We start from the raw sequence: 20,718 nt of genomic DNA on the forward strand, positions 1-20,718 counted from the left end.
GTGGACAACGACCTGCTGACGGTGCGGGAGGTGCTTGACGTCCTGCACGACGTTTCGCGACGGACGTTCTATCGCTGGCGCGAGCTGGGAATCGCCCCGGCCTGCGTGCGGCTGCCCAACGGGGAGCTCCGCATCTACCGGCGAGACCTTCAGGAATGGATTGACCGCCACCGGGAGGCGGCAGCGTGAAATCCCGCAACGTCCGGGTCCGGGCAATCCAGATCAACACCCTCGCCCGCCGGAGGAAGTCGTACACGGTGCGATGGGTCGTCGAGAACGACCCCCGCTCACGGACGTTCTCGACGCGTGCCCTGGCCGACAACTTCCGGTCGGATCTGATGCAGGCCATCAACCGCGGCGAGGCGTTCGACACGGACTCTGGTCTGCCTGACTCGCTCGTGCCGACCCCCGAGGGTGTCAGCTGGCTGTCGTTCGTCCGCCGATACCTGGACATGAAGTGGCCGCACGCTGCGGCCAAGTCCCGCGACAGCCTGACCGAGTCGCTCGCCACCGTGACCCCGGTTCTGGTCCGCGACGTCGCCGGGCGGCCAGATCCGGTGTTGCTGCGCCGAGCGTTGCGCCGGTACGAACTCCTTCCGAATTCCCAGCAGACCGAACGACCGAACGACATCGCGGCCGCGCTGCGCTGGCTGGAGACGGCATCCCTTCCGCTGTCCGAGCTGAGCGATCCAGCCATCATCAGGCCCGCCCTCGATGCCCTCGCCACGCAGTTGGACGGGCGCCCGGCCGCCGCCACAACGGGCAGACGCAAACGCGCGGTGTTCTACAACGTCCTGCAATACGCGGTCGAGCTGGAACTTCTCGACTACAACCCGGTCGACAAGCTCCGCATACGGTCGGTGCGGCACAAGGTCACCGCCGAGGTGGACCGCCGCGTCGTGGTCAATCCACGCCAGGCCCGGGAATTACTCGTCGCCGTCACCTACGTCGGTGCGCGAGGCAAACAGAGCCGACGCGGTGAGCGACTGCGGGCCTTCTTCGCCTGCCTCTACTTCGCTAGCCTTCGACCAGGCGAGGCAGTAGATCTGCGCGAAGCCAACTGCAAGCTCCCGGAATCAGGCTGGGGGCTCATCACGGTGGAGCGGTCCCGCTCTTCGGCAGGAAAGCGCTACACCGATAGCGGAGAAGTCCACGACGATCGGGGACTCAAGCACCGGGGTCAGCAGGACACCCGCGACGTACCGATCCCTCCGGAACTGGTCGCCATCCTGCGCGAGCACCTCGACCGCTTCGGCGTTGACGACCGGGGCCGACTGTTTCGCAGCCCACGCGGCAACGTCGTGGGCGCATCGACCTACTCCCGCGTCTGGGAGGCAGCACGCGCCATCGCCCTGCCACCCGATCGGCTTGCCTCTCCCCTTGCCGGTCGGCCCTACGACCTGCGCCACGCCGGTGTGTCCCTCTGGCTCAACGCCGGGGTCCCCGCCACCGATGTCGCCGACCGCGCCGGCCACTCGGTCGACGTCCTGCTCAAGGTCTACGCCAAGTGCCTCGACGGCGACCGCGACCGGATGAACGCCAGGATCGATGAGGCCCTGGGCGAGTAAGCCAGCCGGTAAGGTCATGAGGGTCGTAGCCGCTGCGCTGCGGCCCTCTTTGCGTGGCATGACCTGCGGAAACGTGGCCAAGATCCATTGCACGTACTCTGCAGGACTGCCGACAAACGGCCGCTTCCGGTGGCACACAGTTGCACACGGTGACCGGCCGCAGCCCATCGATCGACTTCTGTTTGCGCTGCTCAGCGGCCGTTTCCGCTGGTGGTGGAGGTGCCCCCGGTAGGAATCGAACCTACGACACACGGTTTAGGAAACCGATGCTCTATCCCCTGAGCTACGAGGGCCTACGGCCCACATGTTACCTACCAGCACGAACGCAAATCTGCCCGGGCGTCCCAGCCGCTGCCTCACCGCCCTGAACGCCGCCGCGGGTATGCGTGGGAGCAGTCGCGTACATGGTCGGAGCACGTCGACAGCCTGGCGGCATGCACGATACCTTCCGCGAAACGCCGCTGACGGTCATCAAGCGAACACTCAAAGTTGCCGACCAAGTACGCACAGTGCATCATCGAGTGAAAGGTGTGGATGGCTGCTGAGAGGGTGCGCCGTGGTCTACATGCCCATCCTCAAGGGCCGCGACGGTGAGTTCAGAGCCATTGCCCGGCTGCCGGCCATGCTGACGCCGGGCATCCTGCCGGTCTTCGAGGTGCCGCCGACGGACCGCGGTCCGATCAGGGATGCGTACGCGTTCACGGGAAGGGCTCGTCGCTCGGTTCCGCCGAACATGGCGATAGCCGTCGATGCCGGCTACCTGACAGATCCGCACGACGGCCGACGCGGGCCTCTACGAGACATCGCCGAGGACCTTGCCGCCTGGGGCATCCCCCTTCGCCCTGTTCTCCATCTGCACGACTCCGCCCGCCGACTGGAAGAGGCTCGAGAGGCTGCGGAGATGCACAGTGGTCACGCGGTCATACGGCTCGGTGGCGCCATCGCTGACCCAGACGGCGGCGAGGAGGCGGACTCACAGCTCCTCGACCTTTGTCGGCGCACCGGAACGACTATCGAGCAGTCAGCCCTCATTCTCGACTTCTTCGAGGTCCGCTCAGAACGCGACATCGGCAGGGTGGAACCGCTGGTCAGAAAGTGCGTCGCTTGGGCGCGGCGGTATCCCTGGGAGTCCATCACGGTGGCCTCCGGAGCGATGCCGGAATCGATCGCTGATCTGCCGGCGAACGCGGCCACCCCGATACCCCGGCACGATCTGGCCCTGTGGAAACGCCTGCAGGACCCCGACCTGGGATTCGGGGACTACGGCATCGCCCATCCCCAGATGAGAGCCGGAGGATGGAGTCCGGCGCCGAACCTGAGATACACAGACGATGACGCGTGGTGGATATACCGACGAGCACGTGACGGCAACGGCAACAAGGCGATGTACGACCTCTGCGCGTCGCTCGTCACGGCGGATCACTGGCCGGCGGAGGGACCGGACTATTCCTGGGGCGACGGAGAGATAGCGCGACGCGCTCGCGGGCACGGTGGGCCGGAGATCCCGACCGGTTGGCGAGCCTGGGGTACGGCGCATCATTTGACGCACGTACTGAAGATGCTGCGCGGTTGAATGGTCGCTGTAGTCCGTCACAGACGAAAGCGGCAGCACCGAAGTGCTGCCGCCTCCCCCGTTCGACCTCAGCGCTTCCAGCGCGCCGCAGCCAGCGTGTCGCGGAGCGTGTAATACGCCGGCTTACGCTCGAAGTTGTCGCCCATCACCGTCGCGGCGCCTTCCGCGGGGAAGAACACCGGCACCCACGAGTACTTGTCCGTGAAGCCCCAGATGGTGAACGAGTTGCAGTCCTCAACGGCCAGGCAGGCGTCCAGGACGGTCTTGTAGTACGCGGCCTGCGTCTGCAACTGCTCGGCAGTCGGCACGCCACCCTCAGGCAGATCCATGCGCACGTCGAGCTCAGTGATCGCCGTGTGCAGACCCAGGTCGTCGAAGCGCTGCAGTACGGCCTGCAGCTGGTCCGGCGCGCCGTATCGCGTACTCAAATGGGCCTGGGACGCAAAGCCGTTCAGCGGCACCCGGTCGGCCAGCAGCTGCTTGGCCAGCGCCTCGTAGGCGTCGACCTTCACGCCCGGCCATTCCACGCCGTAGTCGTTCAGGAAGAGCTGGGCCTTGGGGTCGGCCCGGTGCGCCCAGCGGAAGGCGTCGGCCACGATGCCCGGGCCGAGTTCGCGGATGAAAATGTTCTCCTGCCGGTACTCGCCGTTCTCGTTGAAGATCTCGTTGGCGACGTCCCACTGCTGGATCTTGCCGCGGTAGCGGCCGACCACCGTGGTGATGTGGTCCTTCAGGATCGCGCGCAGTTCCGCCTTGGTGAACTCGCCCTCCGCCAGCCACGCCGGGTTCTGGCTGTGCCAGAGCAGCGTGTGGCCGCGGACGACCTGGCCGTGCTGCCGCGCGAACTTCACAATCGCGTCGGCCGGGCCGAAGTTGTACTTGCGGCGCTCGGGGTGGATGAACTCCCACTTCATCTGGTTCTCCGGGGAGACCGAGTTGAATTCCCGAGCCAGGACCTTCCGGTACGGCTTGTCGAAAGTGAACGGGTCCGGGTAGTCCTGCTCCAGGTGGTGACCGCCACCGGCGACCGCGGTCCCGATGCGCAGATCACGCGGCGCCGCCCAGCGCAGCGGCACATTCCACTGGCCGGGGTGGTGGTTCACCGCGGACGACCCGGCGGTTGCCTTCGTGCTTGCCTGCGCCGGCTGGATGCCGGGGCCGATCAGCGTCGAGGTGGCGAGGACGGCCACGGCGACACGGTATGCCTTTCTCAAGATCACTCCTTTGAGGGGCGTCGGCCCGCCGCACGCATCAGCTCGATGCCGAAAGTTTCGGGGCGGACAGACCGGAAGACCCTCGTACGCTAAGCCGGACGTGCAGCCTCCGTCAATGTTTCAGCTTCATGAACGACCGGACTTCGCGCCTATCAACCAGGGCATCTCACCCCGGAACTGACGAGTCAGACAGGGCGGTCGGCTACCGATCATTTTCCGTAAGTTTCGGCGCCGGAGGAGGCGCCAACCGGTGGCCGAGCACACTGCTGGCCGGGAGCGTCCCGCGGAGACGCTGCCCGGCCAGTCTGCTGGAGGTGCGAACGGTCAGCTTTCCACCATGCCTATCATGCGCGGTATGTCGCGGATGAAACGCGCGTCGTGCTCATCCGGCGTACCGTCGGCGATCCTTTCGATCAGTCGCAGGAAGTCTTCCCGGTCCGGTCCCGCGTATTGCAGAAGCGCATGCGACATGTTCTCCAGGGCGCGTTCCGCCGAGTCCGGGTCGACTTCGTCGTCGCCCGACTCCTCCAGGAACATCATCGCGGCCGCGATGGCCTTGACCAAGGGTTCGCAGTTCATCTGAGGATCGTCATGCCTGGTCCGCCCAGACCAGAAATTCCCGCGGCTCCCTGCTTCCCAGGAGGTCACCGATCGGTGACCTGGACACCGACTCCAACCAGGCATCGAACGGTGTAGCACCCCCGGGGAACCACCATTCCGAGTGACTCTCCGCTTCAAGATCGCGATCCAGCGAGAATCTGTACTCGAACTGCACCTGCGAGTAGGACTCGTGCTCTCCGTCCGCATCAACGACTTCGAGCTGTCTCACCATGCTGATCACAAAGGTGGGCTGCGGGAGCCAGCCGGCCTTCCCGTACTGAAAGAGGTATCCGTCGGCGTCCTGGTCTGCAGGAACGTCGAACTCCGTCGCAGCGAACCTTCGAGCCAGCCCCGTCAGAGCGAGTACGGGCGGGCCGACCGGGATCTCCTCGTCGACGAGGCTACGGACGATGTCGACCGCCTCGTCCACCTGGCGTTTACCGGACAATCAAAACCTCCTTCATGCGACGCCGACGAGCTCGCTGAACACGACGCGGCCACCCAAGGCCTCACCGCCGACGTCGCCGAACACAAGGAAGAGCAGCCCGGCCGAAGCTGGGCCGCGCGCACGCGCCAACCGCGACGCACGGCCCAACTTAGCCACAGCAGCGACAACGAAGTGCCTAGATAGGCTCACCGGCCACGCCACTGAATCCGACCAGGCCGTTTTCTTTCGCCATGGAGAGAATCTCTGGCAGATATTCCAGCTGGCGAACGGACAAAGTCAGAAGCACGTACTTCAGTGCGTCGTCCGGACTGTCCTCCAGGTCGAACTCCGAGGGCTCCAATACATCCTCGATGTCCGGCCAGCGAGCGAGCAGCCCTGCGCGGAACCGCATGACGTCCGGGCTTGAAGTCAGGTCGCTGGTGTCACCCTCGGCAAGCTTGTCGAAGATCTCCTCATGATCACCCGCACCGTGCTTCCAGAAGCCGAAATCACTGCTCACGGCACCATCCTAGGGGAACTTCGGCGAACAGATCGGACACTCCGTACTGCGACGGATGACCGTCGTCGTGAACCCGTAGGTCTTCTCCAGCCATTCGTCTTTCCTGCGCTGACCCCTGGTGTAGTTCGACTTGTTCACCTTTATCTCAAAGAGGTCGAGGCCTCCGCTTTCATTCCTGATGGCAATGTCCACTTGCCGCCGACCGTAGGGCGTCCAGAACTCGAAACCATTGCCATATGTTTCGCTGTAGATGTCCGATCGCTTGTTGAACCGCTCGAACGTAGCCGTCATCTCGTCGACGCCTTCAGCGCCCCGAGCCTTGTCGTGAGGCCGGTTACCGCAGTTGTGGACCAGGACCTGCTCGTCGCCGGCCACCACGTAGTACGTGTGGGCGCCGCTGACCGTGAGGTTGTAGACGGTGGTGTTGCTCGTGGTGGGTTCCCCGACGAGCGCGACGCTGACCTCGGCGCCGGACTCGTCCCGGAGGATGTCGCCGGTGCCGAGTTCGGACGCCGGGATCCAGCCGCGGTCGGGGCTGTAGAACTTGTGTCCCGCGGTGGCGGTGATGACCGACGGTGGCCCGCCGCCACCGGAACCGGCTCCCACCAGGGTGAGGTCGATGAGGTCCTTGTCGCCGGTGCCCTCCACCGTGGCGGTCACCTGCTGCGGCTCGGTCACGCCGGTCACCGGGTCGGTGGCGGTGACCGTGTCGCCCGGCTGCAGCTTCTCGATCGGCTTGGTGCTGCCGTCGGCCAGGAGCACCAGGGTGCCGGCGGCGAACGAGTTCGACGCGAGGCGGGCCTTGTTGCCCTGGGCTATCTTGCAGCTCTCGCCGGTCGACGATTCCTGCTTCTTCGCCTGTTTGGCGTTGTCGGCCGCCTTCTGCGAGGTCGCTTTGGCCTTGCCGCCGGCGTCCTTGGCCCCCTTCGCCGCCTTCGCCGCCTCGTCGGCGTACTTCTTGCTGTCCGCGGCTTCGTCCGCGGTCCGGGTGGCCTTCTTGATGTAGCGCGGGATGCTCGACAGCGCGTTCTTGGCCGATTTCAGCCGGCTGTACGCGTCGACGAGGCGGCGGCCGACACCGATGGCCTTGATCGCCACCTTGGCCGCCTTGAACATCTTGCCCCAGGGCACGGCCTGCAGTGCGGTGGAGACACAAGCGACGATGTCGCCCTCGGTGATGCACTTCTTGGCGTCGTTGAAGCCGACCAGGTCGAGGATCAGATTGACGATCTCGTCGCCGATCTGCTTCACGAAGCCCTCGGCCTCGTCGACGATCTTCTTCGAGTTCAGCCAGTCCGGGTTGTCGGTCGCCTGCTCACCCTCGCCGGCGGCCGGGGTGTTGGCGTCCGTGGTCCCCTGGCAGGCGGCCGGATTGTTGGCGCAGGCCATCGACGAGTAGTAGTCGACGTACGCCTGGGTCATCCCGTTGCCGTCCGGATCGCCCCCGGTGGGGTCGGTCAGCACGGTCGGACGGGCATTGGTGTACGAGTACGTCGAGACAGCCTGATCAGTGGCGGGCTGGGCGACCGGGTCCGCCGAGGCGAAGCGGCCGGTGGCCGGGTCGTAGCTGCGCGCACCCATCGCGTACCGGTCGCCCTGGCTGACGTCCTGGTACGTCCCGGCGTACTGCATGGGGTTGGCCGGCGCGTCCTCGGCGACCTTGGTGCCGCCCTGGGTGAGGCCGGTGCCGCGGGCGACGCCGAACGCGTCGTAGTCGTAGCTCCATTCCGGTGCCCCGGACGGCGAGACGACACCCGCCACACCGCCGAGCCAGTCGCGCAGGTACGAGTGCGCGGCCATCCCGTCGGCGGACGGCACGATCAGGGCGAGCGGCTGCCCGGACGGGTCGTACAGGTAATCGCGTCCCACAGTGCCGGCGGCGTCGGTCTGCCGCTCCTGGGCCAGCACCGGCCGGCCGCCGTTGACGTCCCAGCTCCAGCTCTGCGTGACCGCGGCCGCGCCGGAGCCGGTGACCGCCTTGATCCGGTTACCCGTGGCGTCGTACGTGTAGTTCGTGGTCTTGCCGCCGACGGTCGCCGACGTCATCGTGTGGTCCAGCGCGTACGTGAACCGGTCCGTTCCGGCCTCGGTCTGGTTGCCCTCGAGGTCGTACGCGAACGAGCGGGTGCTCGAACGGCTGCCCGTGACGCTCTCGCGGGTCAGCTGGTCCGCACCGTCGTACGTGTAACTGGTCGTGGTGTTCTCGCCCGGAGCGACCCGGGTCTTGGTCTTGCGGTTGCCGACCAGGTCGTAGGTGTAGTCGGTCCGGTCGGCGACCGCGCCGGCGCAGGTCTGCGCGCCGAAGCACTCGGCGGTCAACCGGTTGGCGGCGTCGTAGGTGTAGGCGGAGGCTTCGGTGACCGTCGGCTGGCCCGGCTCCCCGCTGGTCTCGACGATCTTGGTCGGGTTGCCGACCTTGTCGAGGGTGAGGTCGAACGCGGACAGCGTGGTGTCACCCTTGGCCGCGGCGATCCGGGTCATCCTGCCGGCCCGGTCGTACTCCCGGCTCTCCGAGACGCCGGTCGACTCCGGGTACGTGATCCCGGTCAGGTGATCCGCGACGTCGTACGAGAAGCCGTACTCCGCGCTGCTCCCCCCGCGGGTGGCCGTGAGCGAACGCACCCGGTCCCCGGCGTCGTACGTGGCGCCGATCTTCGTGCCGTCCGGGTAGGTCCTGGCGGTCACCCGGTCCGTGCTGTCGTACTCGTACTTGAACGTGTCCGTCCCGCGGGTCACCGAGGTGAGCCGGTCGGTCACGTCGTAGACGTACGACTGCACGCCGGCCGGATCCGCGGCGCTGACCACCCGGTTCTTCGCGTCGTAGCCGAACGAGTAGGTGACCCCGTCGGCGCCGAGCTGCTTGCTGGTCAGCCGGCCCAGGTTGTCGTACGCGTAGAAGATGGACCGCGCCGGCCGGTTCGGGTCGGGTCGTCCCTCCTCGACGATGCGGGCGGTGACCTCCTGGACGACGTTGGAGTCGGCGTCGTAGACGTACTCGCGGCGACGGCCGATCGGGTCGGTGGTCACGGTGGTGCGCCCGGCCCGGTCGTACTCGGTCGAGGCGGTACGGCCGAGCGGATCGGTCCGCTTGATCACCTGACCGTTGGCGTTGTAGCCGTAGACCAGGCCCTGCCCGCCGGTCGCGTCCGGGCCGATGACCGTGGCGAGCCGGTCGGCCGCGTCGTAGGTGAAGCGGGTGGTCTTGCCGTTGGCGTCGGTCTGCGCCGTGGGCCGGTTGACCCCGTCGTAGTCGACCTTGGTGACGTTGCCCAGCGGGTCGGTCACGGCTTCCGGGTTGCCGGCGCGGTCGTAGGCGTACCGGGTGGTGTAGTTGTCGGGGTCGGCGCCGGAGACGTTGCCGCGCGGCTCGGTGACCGCGACGACGCGGCCGTCGTCGTCGTACCGGGTGGTGATCACACCGCCGGTCGGGGTGGTCTGGCGGACCGGGTTGCCGGCGTCGTCGTATTCGATGCCGGCCGCGCCCGCGGCGGGCCCGGAGCTTCCGGTACGGCGGTTCGCCTCGTCATAGGTGTTGGTCAGCTCTTCGCCGCGCTCGTTGGTCATCGACACGACGTTGCCGTTGTTGTCGTAACCGACCGTGGTGCCCTGCTTGAACTGGTCGCGCTGGGTGGTCGGGCGGTCCAGGGCGTCGAAGGCGGTGTCCACCTCGACCCGCTGACCGTCGGAGCCGTACGGCCGGTCGGCGCGGATCAGGTTGCCGTTGTAGTCGTAGTGGAAGACGGCAGTGAACAGGGCGGCCCGCGGCGGATCGGCGTTGCCGCGCGGCGAGGTCTCGGTCGCCACCCGGCCGTTGCCGTCGTACGTCCACGAGGTCTTGTTGGCCTCGCCGTCGGTCACCGAGGCGCGCCGTCCACCGGGCGTGTACGTCGTCGTGGAGACGTTGCCGATCGGGTCCTTGGCCTCGATCGCGCGGCTCGCCTTGTCGTACGTGAAGCGGGTCGAGTTGCCCAGCGGGTCGGTGGTGACGGCCACGTTGCCGAGCTCGTCGTAGACCGTGCGGGACGGCTGGGCCTTGCCCGGCTGCCACACCTCGGTGATCTGGCTCTGCTCGTTGTAGACGTACCGGGTGCGGTAGGCGTCCTTGTTGCCCCCGGCGACGGTGCCACGCGGGTCGACCACCGAGGCGAGGCGGCCGGTGCCGTCGTACGTCATCTCGGTGCGCCGGCCGGTCGGGGCGACCTCAGCCGTGCGGTCGCCGTGAGTGTCGTACTCGTAGCGGGTGACCTTGCCGCGCGGGTCGGTCCGGGACACGAGCTGGCCCTTGGCGTCGTACGCGTACTCGTACCCGGTGTCCTGCTTCGGGCTCTTCTGCCCGACCATCTCGTTGAACTCGTTGTACTTGTAGTCCCAGTCGTTCTTGCGACCGTCGGTGTACTTCGTCAGGTTGCTGCGGTTGTCGAACTTGCTGGTCTCGGTGAAGGCGAACGGCTCCGGCGCGGTCCGGGCGACCGGGTTCCCGCTGTCGTCGAACCGGGTCTCCTCCTGGTTGCCCTTCGGGTCGACGACCAGGCTCTTGTTCAGCTTGCCGGTGTACCGGTGGTTGACGGTGTCGTTGCCGGCGTTCTGGCTGTAGAGCAGCACGTTGTTGCGGTAGCCGTCGACGACCGCCACGCCGTCCGGGTCGGTGGTGCGGGCGACCTGCTGGCCGGCGTCCCACCGGAACTCGGTCCGCGCGTTCTCCGGGTCCAGTTGCTCGGTGATCCGCCCGGCGGCGTCGTAGGTGTTGCGGATCAGCTTGTTGCCGCGGGCGTCGGTGATGTCGTTGAGCCGGCCGGCGGCGTCGTAGCCGTAGGTGGTGACGTTGCGGCGCGGGTCCTGGACCTTGAGCAGGCGCCCGTTCTGGTAGTCGAACTGGGTCGACCGGCCGTCCGGCAGCGTGATCTTCGTGACGAGCCGCAGGTCGGCGCGGGACTCGAGACGCACCACCCGGCCACTGGCATCGGTGACCGTGCTGAGCAGCCCGTCAGCGGTGTACGCGAACGTCACACCGAAGCCGCGCGCGTTCCTGATGGAGAGCAGCTGACCGGAGGTGTTGAACCGCAGCACCCGGCGGTCCGGTGGCACCAACTGCCAACCACCGTCCACCTTGGACAAGCTGGCACGGACGCCGGCCGGTCGGTCGTACGAGCCGTCGGCGTTCGCGGTGTAGACCGCCTCCGAGCCGTCCTCCGCCCGCACCCGGGCCGCACCGTTGTCGGCGGCGATGATCCTGATGTCGTACGAGGAGCTCCAGCCCGGCCCGAACATGCCGGTGGCCGGGTTGCCGGACGAGTAGTAGCGCGCGTGGTTGAACGGGATGCCGTACGACGGCATCACGAAGTCCTTCTCCACCCGCAGGTAGGCGCCGGTCGCCGTGTTGACCGTCGCACCGCGCAGAGCCTGCGCGGTCACTGTCGGGCCGAGCACCGTGGCGCAGCCGCAGCCGGTGGCCTGCCCGGCGGGCAGCGCCGGCACGTCGTCGGTCTTGCGCGGCTTGGCCTCGGCCGACGCCGCACCGGTCAGCTCCGTGCCGTCCGGCGCGACCTCGGTGATCGTCACCGTGTAGGCCCGTGCCGGGTCGAGCACCCAGCCGTCCGCGGCACCGAAGCTGCGGCAGAGCAGAGCCGGGCTGTAGCACCGGCTCAGGTCCGCCTTGCCCAGCTCGGCGGACCGCTGCTCGGCCCCGGACCCGACGTCGGTGACGGTCGCGAACCAGCGCCCCCACGAGGTCGGATCACCGTCGTCGACGACGGCGTCCCAGTACACGACGAGCGAGGTGTCGCCGAGCAGGAAGCCCGGGCGGGCGATCGGCCGGCCCGGCAATTCCGCCTGCCGGGCGGCCACGACCCGCGCGGCCGCGATCGCCTTGGCGCGCCGCTGGGCCTTCTCGGTCGCGGTGGGCACCCGGACCTTGCCGTCGGCCTCGACCGCGGGTGGCACCGGAGGCGCCGATCTACCGGCGGGCAGGCCGTGATTCTTGGTCGCCGTGGTCGGCAGCGGGCTGTTGACCGGGCCCGCGCCCGGCGTCGCCGACGGCGCGGCCGAGGCCCGTGCCGACGGCAGGACGAAGAGGAAAGAAATGACGAGTGCCCAGATCAGGGCATGGCTGAGCAGCCGGAACCGGCTGGAAACGCGCACGATGCACTCCCCCGTGGAGATGGCGTTGCAGTCCGCAAGCACCATTACGCATCGATGTTGATCGACACATCCACCGAACGGTCCATCATGGGAGCGCTTCCATGAACCGGGCCGGGGCAAGAGGGACCACATTCGTCGATACCAGCTGATACGGTCTCCGGCGTCGCATCGACATCAGTAACTTCACGGCCTCGCTGTGGCTGAGTCGGGCGGACAACTGAACATCGTGTCTTTCGACTACGGGGGAAAGAAATGTCGGAGAGGAAGCACAGGCGCATGCGCCTGTGGACAGTGATTGCTGCCTGCATGGCGGTGACGGTCGCCGGTGGAGTCGCCGTTCCGTCCCAGGCGATGGCGAGCCCCGCGGTGCTCGCGCAGGCCGCCGATACCACGATCGACGAGAAATACCTCGCTGCGGCCGTGCTGGGCTGGGTGCCCCGCGAGGAGGTCACGCTCACCGACCGCGACTTCGTCACGGTGCTGTGGGAGAAGGCCTCCGAGAAGCACAATCCCGCGGTGAAGGCGGCGGCGCTGGCCGCGTTCAGCGACGCCACCGACGCCGAGGCCGCCTCCGCCGAGTTCATCCGGGCCGGCATATTCGCGGCCAACGACCAGGACGCCGCCCTGAAGGCGCGCAAGGCCGAGCTCGACACGCTCCGGCTGCGCGCGGCCCAGGAGATCAACTGGGTGCCGGCGACCACCGCCGAGCGCACCACCATGCTGGACCAGACGTTGCAGAACTTCCTGCTGGCGCTCTGGCGCAAGGCGGCCACCTGGCCCGAGGTCAAGGCCGCGGCCGAACCGCTCACCGTCGCCGACGCCACCGACGAGCAGCGGCTGGACTTCCTCCAGCACGCGCTGTTCGACAAGGCCGAGGCCGACCGGCAGAACGAGATCGCCAACGGCAACGCCGAGGAGCTGGCTGCCCGCGAGGCCGCGGCGCTGCGCTCGGCGAAGGAGAAGGCCGTCGCCACCGCGCTCAAGCGCTCGGCGACGCCGTACGAGCTGGACGAGCTCGAACTGCGCGAGCTCATCCACCTGTTCGCGGCGGAGAGCACCGGCCGGAAGGTCAAGTCGGACGCGACCGTCGCGTACGCCAACAGCGCCGAGCAGGCGTGGATCGCCTTCGTCTTCACCGGCGTGCACCTCGCGAACAGGGTCGACCTGGACGAGCGCGATCTGGCCGAGGCGCGGGCCAACGAGGTCAAGGTGCGCGACATCATGTACGCCGCCGAGGCGGACGGGTTCAAGCCCACCGTGGTGACCACGGCCAAGAAGGCGCTGGAGGGCGTGGCCCTGGACCGCAGCCTCTACCTGCTCGAGGGCCACGACACCGCCCGCCAGGCCGACTTCATCCGGCCGTCGGCCGACCGCACCGTGATGATCCAGGCCAACGGCTACAACGGCTGCATCGCCCGGCCCACCCGCCTGCAGATGTTCGCCCGCGCGGACGTGCGGCTCCGCGTCGACCCGTGCAACGAGAACAACCTCATGCAGCGGTGGCTGCTGAAGGCGGACACCACCGCGGGCCGGTACAAGCTGCTCAATGCCTTCAACGGAACGTGGTGCCCGTTCCCGGAGCGGGCCAAGGTCCAGCAGGACGGCGCCCCGATCATGACCTTCGACTGCTGGAACCCGCCGTCCGGAGCGCCCGCCGCGGCTGACGTCTGGGAACTGCTCGACGGTGGTCAGGGCAACGTGGAGATCCGCAACGTCACCAACAACAAGGTGATCACCGCGGTGGCGGGTTCGGCCGCGGGTTCGCTCACCGTCGTGCAGAACCCGAACGGGCACACGGCCACCCAGCAGTGGCGGCTGATCGACCCCTCGCACCAGGGGAACGCGAGCAAGCCGCCGACCGGCTCCTTCCGCCTCAAGAACGTGAAGTCCGGTCGCTGTCTCCGGCCGGCCGGTGCGCTCGACAAGCCGGGCCAGGGCGGGCTCGCGTCCTGGGTCAACCTGGAAGTGCGCGACTGCGGCAGCGGCACCGAGCAGATCTGGGACGTCGCCACGCTGTCCGACACGCGTTTCACGCTGCGCAACCGGGCCTCGCAGTACTGTGCCATCCTCGGCGACGACGACGACGCGGAAATGGCGCTCCTCCGGCAGGCCGGGTGCACCAGCACCAACGCGCCCTGGGTCGCGATGTTCACCAAGGCGTCCGGGCTGTACCTGCGTTCCGGGGCCAACGGCGACTACCTGAGCCTGCGCGACGGTGGCACCGCCAACGGCACGCTGGCGACCACGATGGAGTATTCGACCATCACCGACGAGCAGTGGGTTCTCGAACCGGTGTCGGACGGCGCGACCCAGCCGAAGCCGAGCTGGGTCTCCCCGGGCAAGCCGATCACGAGCTACGCCGGGACCGCCGTCACCTTCCAGCCGGAATGCAGCGGCACCGGCGTCCAGCTGAGTTTCGGCTCGTCCGGCACGAGCCCCAAGCCGGTGCGCGCCCACGTGGCCAACCCGATCAAGAATCTGGTCCGGGCTGACATCGCCACGGGCGGCACCACGGAGAACAACTTCCAGGTCTGCGTCGTCGCGAGTCCCACCAGCAGCAAGCTGGAAGTGACGCTGAAGAGCACGGCATCCAAAGCCTTCGTCCGCGAGGTCACCAACCCCAGCGCGGGTCTCGTCGCCGACCAGACGAACGCGGCCAACGCCGAGCGCTTCATCCTGCAGCTGCGCGGGTCCAAGGTGCGGCTGAACCTGGCCTACGACGTGCTGCAGTCCAAGAAGACCAACAAGTACGCGGTGCCGGACACCGCCGCGACGGGAACCTTGAACGGAGCCATCCGCTTCACGAGCGCGACACCGGTCGCAGCCGCGGAGTTGGGCGTCTTCTGGTAGCGGAGACACCGCGGCGGGCGCACTGCCCGCCGCGGCTCCGCCCTTGATCTGAATTCAGCGTCGGCCCGGCATACGCCGGGCCGCCATTCCTGCGTGCCGTCAGGAGGCACCCCATGTTGAAGGTCGACACCCGGGGCCGGATGTTGCTGGTCGCCCTGGCCTCCGTCCTCACCCTGCTCTTCGCCCAGACACCGGCGGTCGCGGACGCCAGCCAGGCCGACCGCGACCGGGTCCAGTGGCGGGCCATGTCCGACGGCCGCTGGGAGGTCCGCGACGCCGCCACCGTGGCGTTCAAGAACCGCGACGATCCCGACGCCGTCACCAAGTTCCTCAAGACCGGCCTGAATGCGGCCATCAACCGCGCCGCCATCTTCGAGCGCAGCAATATCGCGGAGATCAACTACTGGCTCCGGATCTCGCCGGTGAATTCGGCCGTCCACATCGGATGCGAGCGTGCGCTGCTGGCGACCCACGACGAGAAGGACGATTTCGTCCGTACCGGGCTGGCCATCGCCCGGAAGCTGGACGAGTCCGGTCAGCACCAGCATGAGGAGGAGGTGGCGAAGCAGGACCAGGCCGACCGTGACTTCGTCGCGTCCCTCGCCGAGACGGACCCCGGGCTGCACGTCCGGCAGGCGGCAGCGGCGGCCATCGCCGGCGGCGAAGACGCGGACATCGCCGACTTCTTCAAGTACTACTGGGTCGCCGGGGCGCGACTCGACGACGAGGCCTACAAGCTCGCGATCAGCGACCTCGACCTGAAGGGGAACGCGCGGCTGACGCAGCTGCGGCAGGCGGCCCTCACCGCGGCGGCGAACGAGACCGGAGCCAGCGGGGAAGCCGCCGAGAAGCTGCACGCGCAGACCGTCGCCGCCTGGCACGCCGCAGCGACCGCGGCCGCCGGCACCAGCGAGAACTGGGCCGCCGAACGCGACCGGGCAGCCCAGCAGGCGCAGAAGTGGACCACCGTGGCCGAGTACGCCCGCGGCGCCACCACCGCGCAGGACTGGTCCGCCGTGGTGGCCCGGGCCGGCACCAACGTCACCGCCTGGCAGGACGCGGTCCGATGGGCCGAGCAGCAGACCGCCGAGTGGGCCCGGCTCGCCGAGGAGCTGGACGAGCGATGAGCCGGCGGATACTGCACGCCGCCCTGACGGCTGTCCTCGGCTTCTCCCTGGCCGGCACGGTCGTGGCCAGGCCGGCGCAGGCCGACCCGAAGCCCGCGGCCGTCGCGGCGAATGCCGTCGACTGGACCGAGGAAGAAGCGGACTGGTATCGCGACAGCGTCGCCGACATCGCGGTCTACGCGGCCGAACCGGAGGTCCGCACGGCGGCCACCGCGGCGCTGGCCGCCGGCACGACGCAGGCCGTGGCGGACTTCGTGGAGATCGGCTGGGCCAAGGCCCGCACGGCCGCCGCCCAGCGTAAGACCCGGGACAAGAACCAGGTCAAGACCTGGGCGGCCAACGGCGGAGCGAACGTCAAGAAGGCCGCCAACCTGGCGCTGACCGGCGGCGATTACGCGATCAGCGAGTTCGTGGCGTACGGCTACGAGATCGCCGACCGGCTGGACCACCCGGTCGCCGACACGGCCGCCGAGCGGGAACGGATCTACCGGCGCGTCGAGCTGATGATCGCGATCGGCGGCCCGACCGTCGTCGCCGAGGGTGGCGTGGCCCTCGCCTCCGGGGATCCGGCGGTCATCGCCGACTTCTACACCAGCGGCTACGCGGTGGCCAACAAGACCGACTGGGACAACCGCGAACGCGTACGGCTCGCCATCGAGCGGCGCAACCAGACGCTGGACGACCTCACGGCGGCGGCCGGCGCCGCCGCGGCCGGCGCCCGGGCGCGGGCTGAGATCGTGGCCGCCAACATCAACGGCCTGCGGTACCTCGAGGACGCGCTGCTCACCATGCGGCAGTCGGCCGCTGCGGCCAACGCCGCGGAGCAGGTCTTCGAGCAGGATCGGATACAGCGGCCGAGCGGCGGGCGGGGACGCACAGCCCTGCTGGAGGCGCACAAGGCCGACGCCATCGCCGGCGCGAACCGGGCCGGCCAGACGGCGACGCAGATGAACGCCGTCATCGCCCGGGTCCAGGTGGCGGCCAAGGACCTGAAGGATTCCGGGCAGGACCACGGGCAGGACTGGGCGCAGGTCACCATCGCGGTCGGCCTGTCCGCGCAGGCGGCCGCCCATGCCGCCGCGACGGCAGCCGCGGCTGCCACCGCGACGCTCGCCGACAGCCTGGCCCTGGACGCCGACCAGAACGCGACGCTGCGCGCGAACAACGCGGCCCGGTGGCTGGCCGAGACCAAGTACCAGGAGAAGGTGGCCGCCGACCAGGCGGCCGTGGCCAAGCAGCAGCAGAAGATCGCCGAGGCCGCGGCTCAGCGGGCCAAGGACCAGCGCGGCATCGCCGAGCGCGCCGCCACCGACGCCCGCAAGCACGCGGACAACGCCAAGCAGCTGAGGGCCGACGCCGAGCGGGCGTCCGGCAACGCGGTCGCCCAGGCCCAGATCGCGGCCTCGGCCCAGCTCGAGGCCAACGACGCCACCCAGCGGGAACAGGCGGCGATCGACCGGGTCAACCGGGCCGGCGAAGAACTCTCGGCGGCCACCAACCGGTGCTATGCGGCCGAGCAGGAGTACAACGCGATCACCGCGGCGCTGCAGAAGGCCCGCGCCGAGGCCGAGGCAGCCGGCAAGGACGCCGACGAGGCGACCCGAGACCTCCAGATCCAGGCCGACCGGGCTCGGGACGCGTACCACGCGGCGCAGGCCTGGGCGGATCAGGCACGGGCGGCCGCCGACAAGGCCCGTGACGAGGCCGAGAAGGCCAGTGCCGCGGCCAAGCTGGCCCGGAACGCGGCCAAGGCGGCGCAGCAGAGCGCGCTCACCGCCCGGCGGGCCTCGGACAAGGCCGGGCAGGCCGCGGTCAGCAGTGTGCAGGCCGCGGAGGCCGCCCGGGTCGACGCGGATCGTGTCGCCGAAGAGGCCGGGGCCGCGGTCCGGGAGGCCGGGCAGGCCATCGTGCAGGCGGACATAGCCGGCAACGCATCCGGCAGTGCCGCCGCGCTGGCCCAGTTGACCGTCGACCGGGCCGGCACCGCGAGCTACATCGCCGCCCGGTTCGCCGCGGTCAACGCCGATGCCCGGGACGCGTTGTCGGTCGCGTCCGAGTCGCTGGTGCTGGCTCAGGAGCAGGCCGCGGCGGCCGCGAAACGGGCCGCCGAGGCCGAGGCGGCGGCGACCCACGCCGGCGCGCAGGCACAGGACGCGGTCGGTGACATCAAGCCGGCGTACGAGTCGGTGGCCCGGGCAGTCGATTCCGCCAAGACGGCGATCGGTGCGGCCAACAAGGCGTACGAGGCCGCGGTGGCCGCCACCAACGACGCGAACGGCGCCACCACGGCCGCCCGCACCGCCACCAACTGGGAGTCGGTGGCGTGGCGGGAAGCCAGCATCGCGGACGGCGCGGCGCAGACGGCCAGCCTGGCCGCGGCCAGTGCGGGCCGGGCGTCGGCGAGCATCGACCGGGCGTACGCGTGGGCCAAGGAAGCCACCGCGAGCATCCACACCCAGGCCAAGAAGCTCGGCGACACGCTCAAGGGCCTGCAGGACGAGAAGGCCAAGCAGGACGCGATCCTCCGCGAGCAGCAGGAGTTCGAGGACAAGGTCGAGGAAGGCATCCTCTCCTACCTCAAGTGCGAGGCCGCCATGACGGCCGCCTGCGAGAAGCTGTGGAACCTGGTGCAGCCGCACCTGCGTACGGCTCTGGATGCCAGCAAGAACCACATCGCCCTGCTGGCCAAGTGCTACACCGGTGACAAGCCTGCGTGTGACGCGGCCCAGGCCAACGGCGACCGGGTGAAGGACTTCTTCGTCCAGGTCGGTGCCGGTCTGGTCGAAGGGGCCAAGGGCTTCGTCACGGGTCTCAAGGCGCTGGCGGACTGCGGCAGCTGGATCGTGGTCGGCCTCAGCGGCGACTACTTCCGCAACAACTGCGGCAAGACCGTCGAGGGTCTGCGGCAGATGCCGAAGATGCTCCGCGAGCACCCGCTCGAACTGATCCACATCTCCGAGTGGCGCGACAACCCGGGCAAGGCGTTCGGGCTGACCCTGTTCGACGTCGCCTCGTTCGCGGTTCCGGGCGTGGGCGAGGTCGGCGGGGCGCTCAGCAAGACGCTCGGCGGGCTCAGCAACCTGTTGCGCCTCAGCGTCACCAGGCTCTCCGGTGGGCTGGGGCGGTTGGAGCGGTTCGCCCTGCGCGTCGTCGACGTGCCGGGCGCGCCTGCGGGCCGGATCGCCCGGATCACCGGTGTCGGGCTGCGGCTGGAGAACGGCGTCGCCAAGTTCGACGAGGCGATCGCCCTCATCGACGACAAGATCTACAAGGTCGGTCCCACCACCGCCCGGCTCGACGCGCCGGTCGGCGACCTCGAGGGTGCCGTCGTCCACTTCGACGGGGGCCCGGTCTCGGTCGAGAACGGGGTCGTCAAGATCCGGGACCTGGTGCTCAAGCCCGGTCGCGACGTCGACCTGCCCGAGACGCCGGCCGCCTGCCGGTTACTCGCCGCGGCGAAGGCAGCGAAGGCAGCAGCCGCGGCGGTGCCCTGCAACGGCACGCAGCCCGACGGGAGCTGGGTCAACCAGGAGAACGGCGTCACCCTCACCCTCAACCCGGCCGACAACGCGGCGGCCGACGCGGCGCTCGCGGCGGCCAAGAAGGTCGAAGAGGGCGTCAAGGGAGGTCCGCGGAGCCTGACCCAGCGGGTGCAGGAGTTGATCCAGACGGTCCCGGGCTCGACGCGGGAGGGTTACGACTTCCGGCTGAAGGGCGCCGACTCGCTCAAGCGCAAGCTGGCCGCCGACCGCAAGAAGGACCCGGACCTGACCCCCACGGAACTGGTCGGAGGCATCGGCGACAACATCCGGTACACCACGTTGTTCGAGGTGGACCGCTACGTCTCCGGAGTGCGGGACGCCGTCCGGACGCTCAAGGCCAAGGGGTACGAGCTGACCAAGGTCAAGAACGGCTGGAACGGCAGCATGGGCAACTACAAGGGCATCAACCTCACCTGGCGTGATCCGGAGACCGGCCACCTGTTCGAGCTCCAGTTCCACACCCCCGACAGCTTCTGGATCAACAAGGGCGAGCACCTCTACTACGAGATCAAGCGGCTCCCCGACGGCGACCCGGCCGACACCGGAGAATGGGGTCTGACCAAGCAGATGGCGAAGGATCTGTCCACGGAGATGTGGTCACACGCCGATCTGCCGGGCGGGGCCGACGAACTCGACTTCGCCCTGGGAAGGTGATCAGGTGAACCAGTACTTCGCCGTCACCGACGACCGGCACGACACCAAGGATCCGGTCACTGTCGTCCGGGTCGTCGAGGGCGCCGGGCCGTACGGGATCACCCGGCTCACCGACGATGCGGCCTGGGTGCGGACGACACTTCTGGACCGGATCGAGGCCGGCGAGGTGCCGTACCAGCTCCGGTCGATCACCCGGAAGGCCGCCGCCCGCATCCGGGAACGCCGGGAGAAGAAGATCGCCTTCCGCTACTCGATCCTGGTGCGGGACGAGGATCCGACCGACGAACCGATAGGTGTCCTGCGCGAGTGGGATGCCGCGAGCGGCGACGCGTCGTACGCGGAGACGTTCACCCGGGACGGCGAATGGGAGCACACCAGCGTGCGCCTGGACATCGAGCGGGGCAGCGACATCCGGAACCGGGTCGTGCCCAGCGACGCCGCCACCGTGCACCGGTTCATCGAATCGCTGCAGCGGCGATAGGACGAGGGAAGCAACGCGCCGGCC

At 68.8% G+C, this 20,718-nt stretch carries 12 protein-coding genes and 1 tRNA gene; 7 read left to right on the plus strand and 6 right to left on the minus strand.

The genetic code is table 11. The features are described 5' to 3' along the window. A complete protein-coding gene (locus tag ACWEOZ_RS15525; protein WP_451911344.1) occupies positions 1 to 189 on the plus strand; it encodes a helix-turn-helix transcriptional regulator in 189 nt (62 codons plus the stop codon). Further along, entirely contained in the window at positions 186 to 1,568 is a 1,383-nt protein-coding gene (locus tag ACWEOZ_RS15530; protein WP_451911345.1) for a tyrosine-type recombinase/integrase, read from the plus strand. The genes ACWEOZ_RS15525 and ACWEOZ_RS15530 overlap by 4 nt, the downstream gene beginning before the upstream one ends. A 220-nt stretch (positions 1,569 to 1,788) precedes the next feature. Here ACWEOZ_RS15530 and ACWEOZ_RS15535 read toward each other — a convergent pair. Further along, positions 1,789 to 1,861, minus strand: a tRNA-Arg gene (locus tag ACWEOZ_RS15535). Positions 1,862 to 2,133: 272 nt separating this feature from the next. On the opposite strand from ACWEOZ_RS15535, the gene ACWEOZ_RS15540 reads away from it, so the two are divergent. After that, positions 2,134 to 3,141, plus strand: coding sequence for a beta family protein (locus ACWEOZ_RS15540; RefSeq protein ID WP_451911473.1), 1,008 nt, complete (start codon positions 2,134 to 2,136; stop codon positions 3,139 to 3,141). A 68-nt stretch (positions 3,142 to 3,209) separates the two neighbouring features. On the opposite strand, the gene ACWEOZ_RS15545 is transcribed toward ACWEOZ_RS15540, so the two are convergent. The 5 genes from ACWEOZ_RS15545 to ACWEOZ_RS15565 all read right to left on the minus strand — a co-directional run bounded on the left by ACWEOZ_RS15545 (position 3,210) and on the right by ACWEOZ_RS15565 (position 12,040). Beyond that, the gene (locus ACWEOZ_RS15545; protein WP_451911346.1) at positions 3,210 to 4,361 is read right to left on the minus strand and encodes an endo-1,4-beta-xylanase; all 1,152 of its coding nucleotides are present in this window, start codon (positions 4,359 to 4,361) and stop codon (positions 3,210 to 3,212) included. A gap of 318 nt (positions 4,362 to 4,679) precedes the next feature. Continuing rightward, complete coding sequence (locus ACWEOZ_RS15550) at positions 4,680 to 4,934, minus strand: hypothetical protein (protein ID WP_451911347.1); 255 nt, start codon at positions 4,932 to 4,934, stop codon at positions 4,680 to 4,682. Positions 4,935 to 4,944: 10 nt separating this feature from the next. Beyond that, the gene (locus tag ACWEOZ_RS15555) at positions 4,945 to 5,403 is read right to left on the minus strand and encodes a hypothetical protein (RefSeq protein ID WP_451911348.1); all 459 of its coding nucleotides are present in this window, start codon (positions 5,401 to 5,403) and stop codon (positions 4,945 to 4,947) included. Between the two features lie 175 nt (positions 5,404 to 5,578). Beyond that, on the minus strand, positions 5,579 to 5,902 hold the full coding sequence (locus ACWEOZ_RS15560; RefSeq protein ID WP_451911349.1) for a hypothetical protein: 324 nt from the start codon (positions 5,900 to 5,902) through the stop codon (positions 5,579 to 5,581). Between the two features lie 9 nt (positions 5,903 to 5,911). After that, positions 5,912 to 12,040: a DUF6531 domain-containing protein gene (locus ACWEOZ_RS15565; RefSeq protein WP_451911350.1), complete on the minus strand. Its 6,129-nt coding sequence runs from the start codon at positions 12,038 to 12,040 to the stop codon at positions 5,912 to 5,914. Positions 12,041 to 12,346: 306 nt separating this feature from the next. Between ACWEOZ_RS15565 and ACWEOZ_RS15570 the strand changes: the two genes are divergently transcribed. The 4 genes from ACWEOZ_RS15570 to ACWEOZ_RS15585 all read left to right on the plus strand — a co-directional run bounded on the left by ACWEOZ_RS15570 (position 12,347) and on the right by ACWEOZ_RS15585 (position 20,694). After that, the gene (locus ACWEOZ_RS15570) at positions 12,347 to 14,890 is read left to right on the plus strand and encodes an RICIN domain-containing protein (RefSeq protein WP_451911351.1); all 2,544 of its coding nucleotides are present in this window, start codon (positions 12,347 to 12,349) and stop codon (positions 14,888 to 14,890) included. 113 nt (positions 14,891 to 15,003) lie between these two features. Beyond that, on the plus strand, positions 15,004 to 16,017 hold the full coding sequence (locus ACWEOZ_RS15575; RefSeq protein WP_451911352.1) for a hypothetical protein: 1,014 nt from the start codon (positions 15,004 to 15,006) through the stop codon (positions 16,015 to 16,017). After that, on the plus strand, positions 16,014 to 20,213 hold the full coding sequence (locus ACWEOZ_RS15580) for a hypothetical protein (protein ID WP_451911353.1): 4,200 nt from the start codon (positions 16,014 to 16,016) through the stop codon (positions 20,211 to 20,213). Before ACWEOZ_RS15575 ends, ACWEOZ_RS15580 begins: the two co-directional genes overlap by 4 nt. A 4-nt stretch (positions 20,214 to 20,217) precedes the next feature. Continuing rightward, positions 20,218 to 20,694, plus strand: a complete 477-nt coding sequence (locus ACWEOZ_RS15585) for a hypothetical protein (RefSeq protein WP_451911354.1) — start codon at positions 20,218 to 20,220, stop codon at positions 20,692 to 20,694. The last annotated feature ends 24 nt before the right edge of the window (positions 20,695 to 20,718 follow it).

This window comes from Actinoplanes sp. NPDC004185, assembly GCF_053603475.1.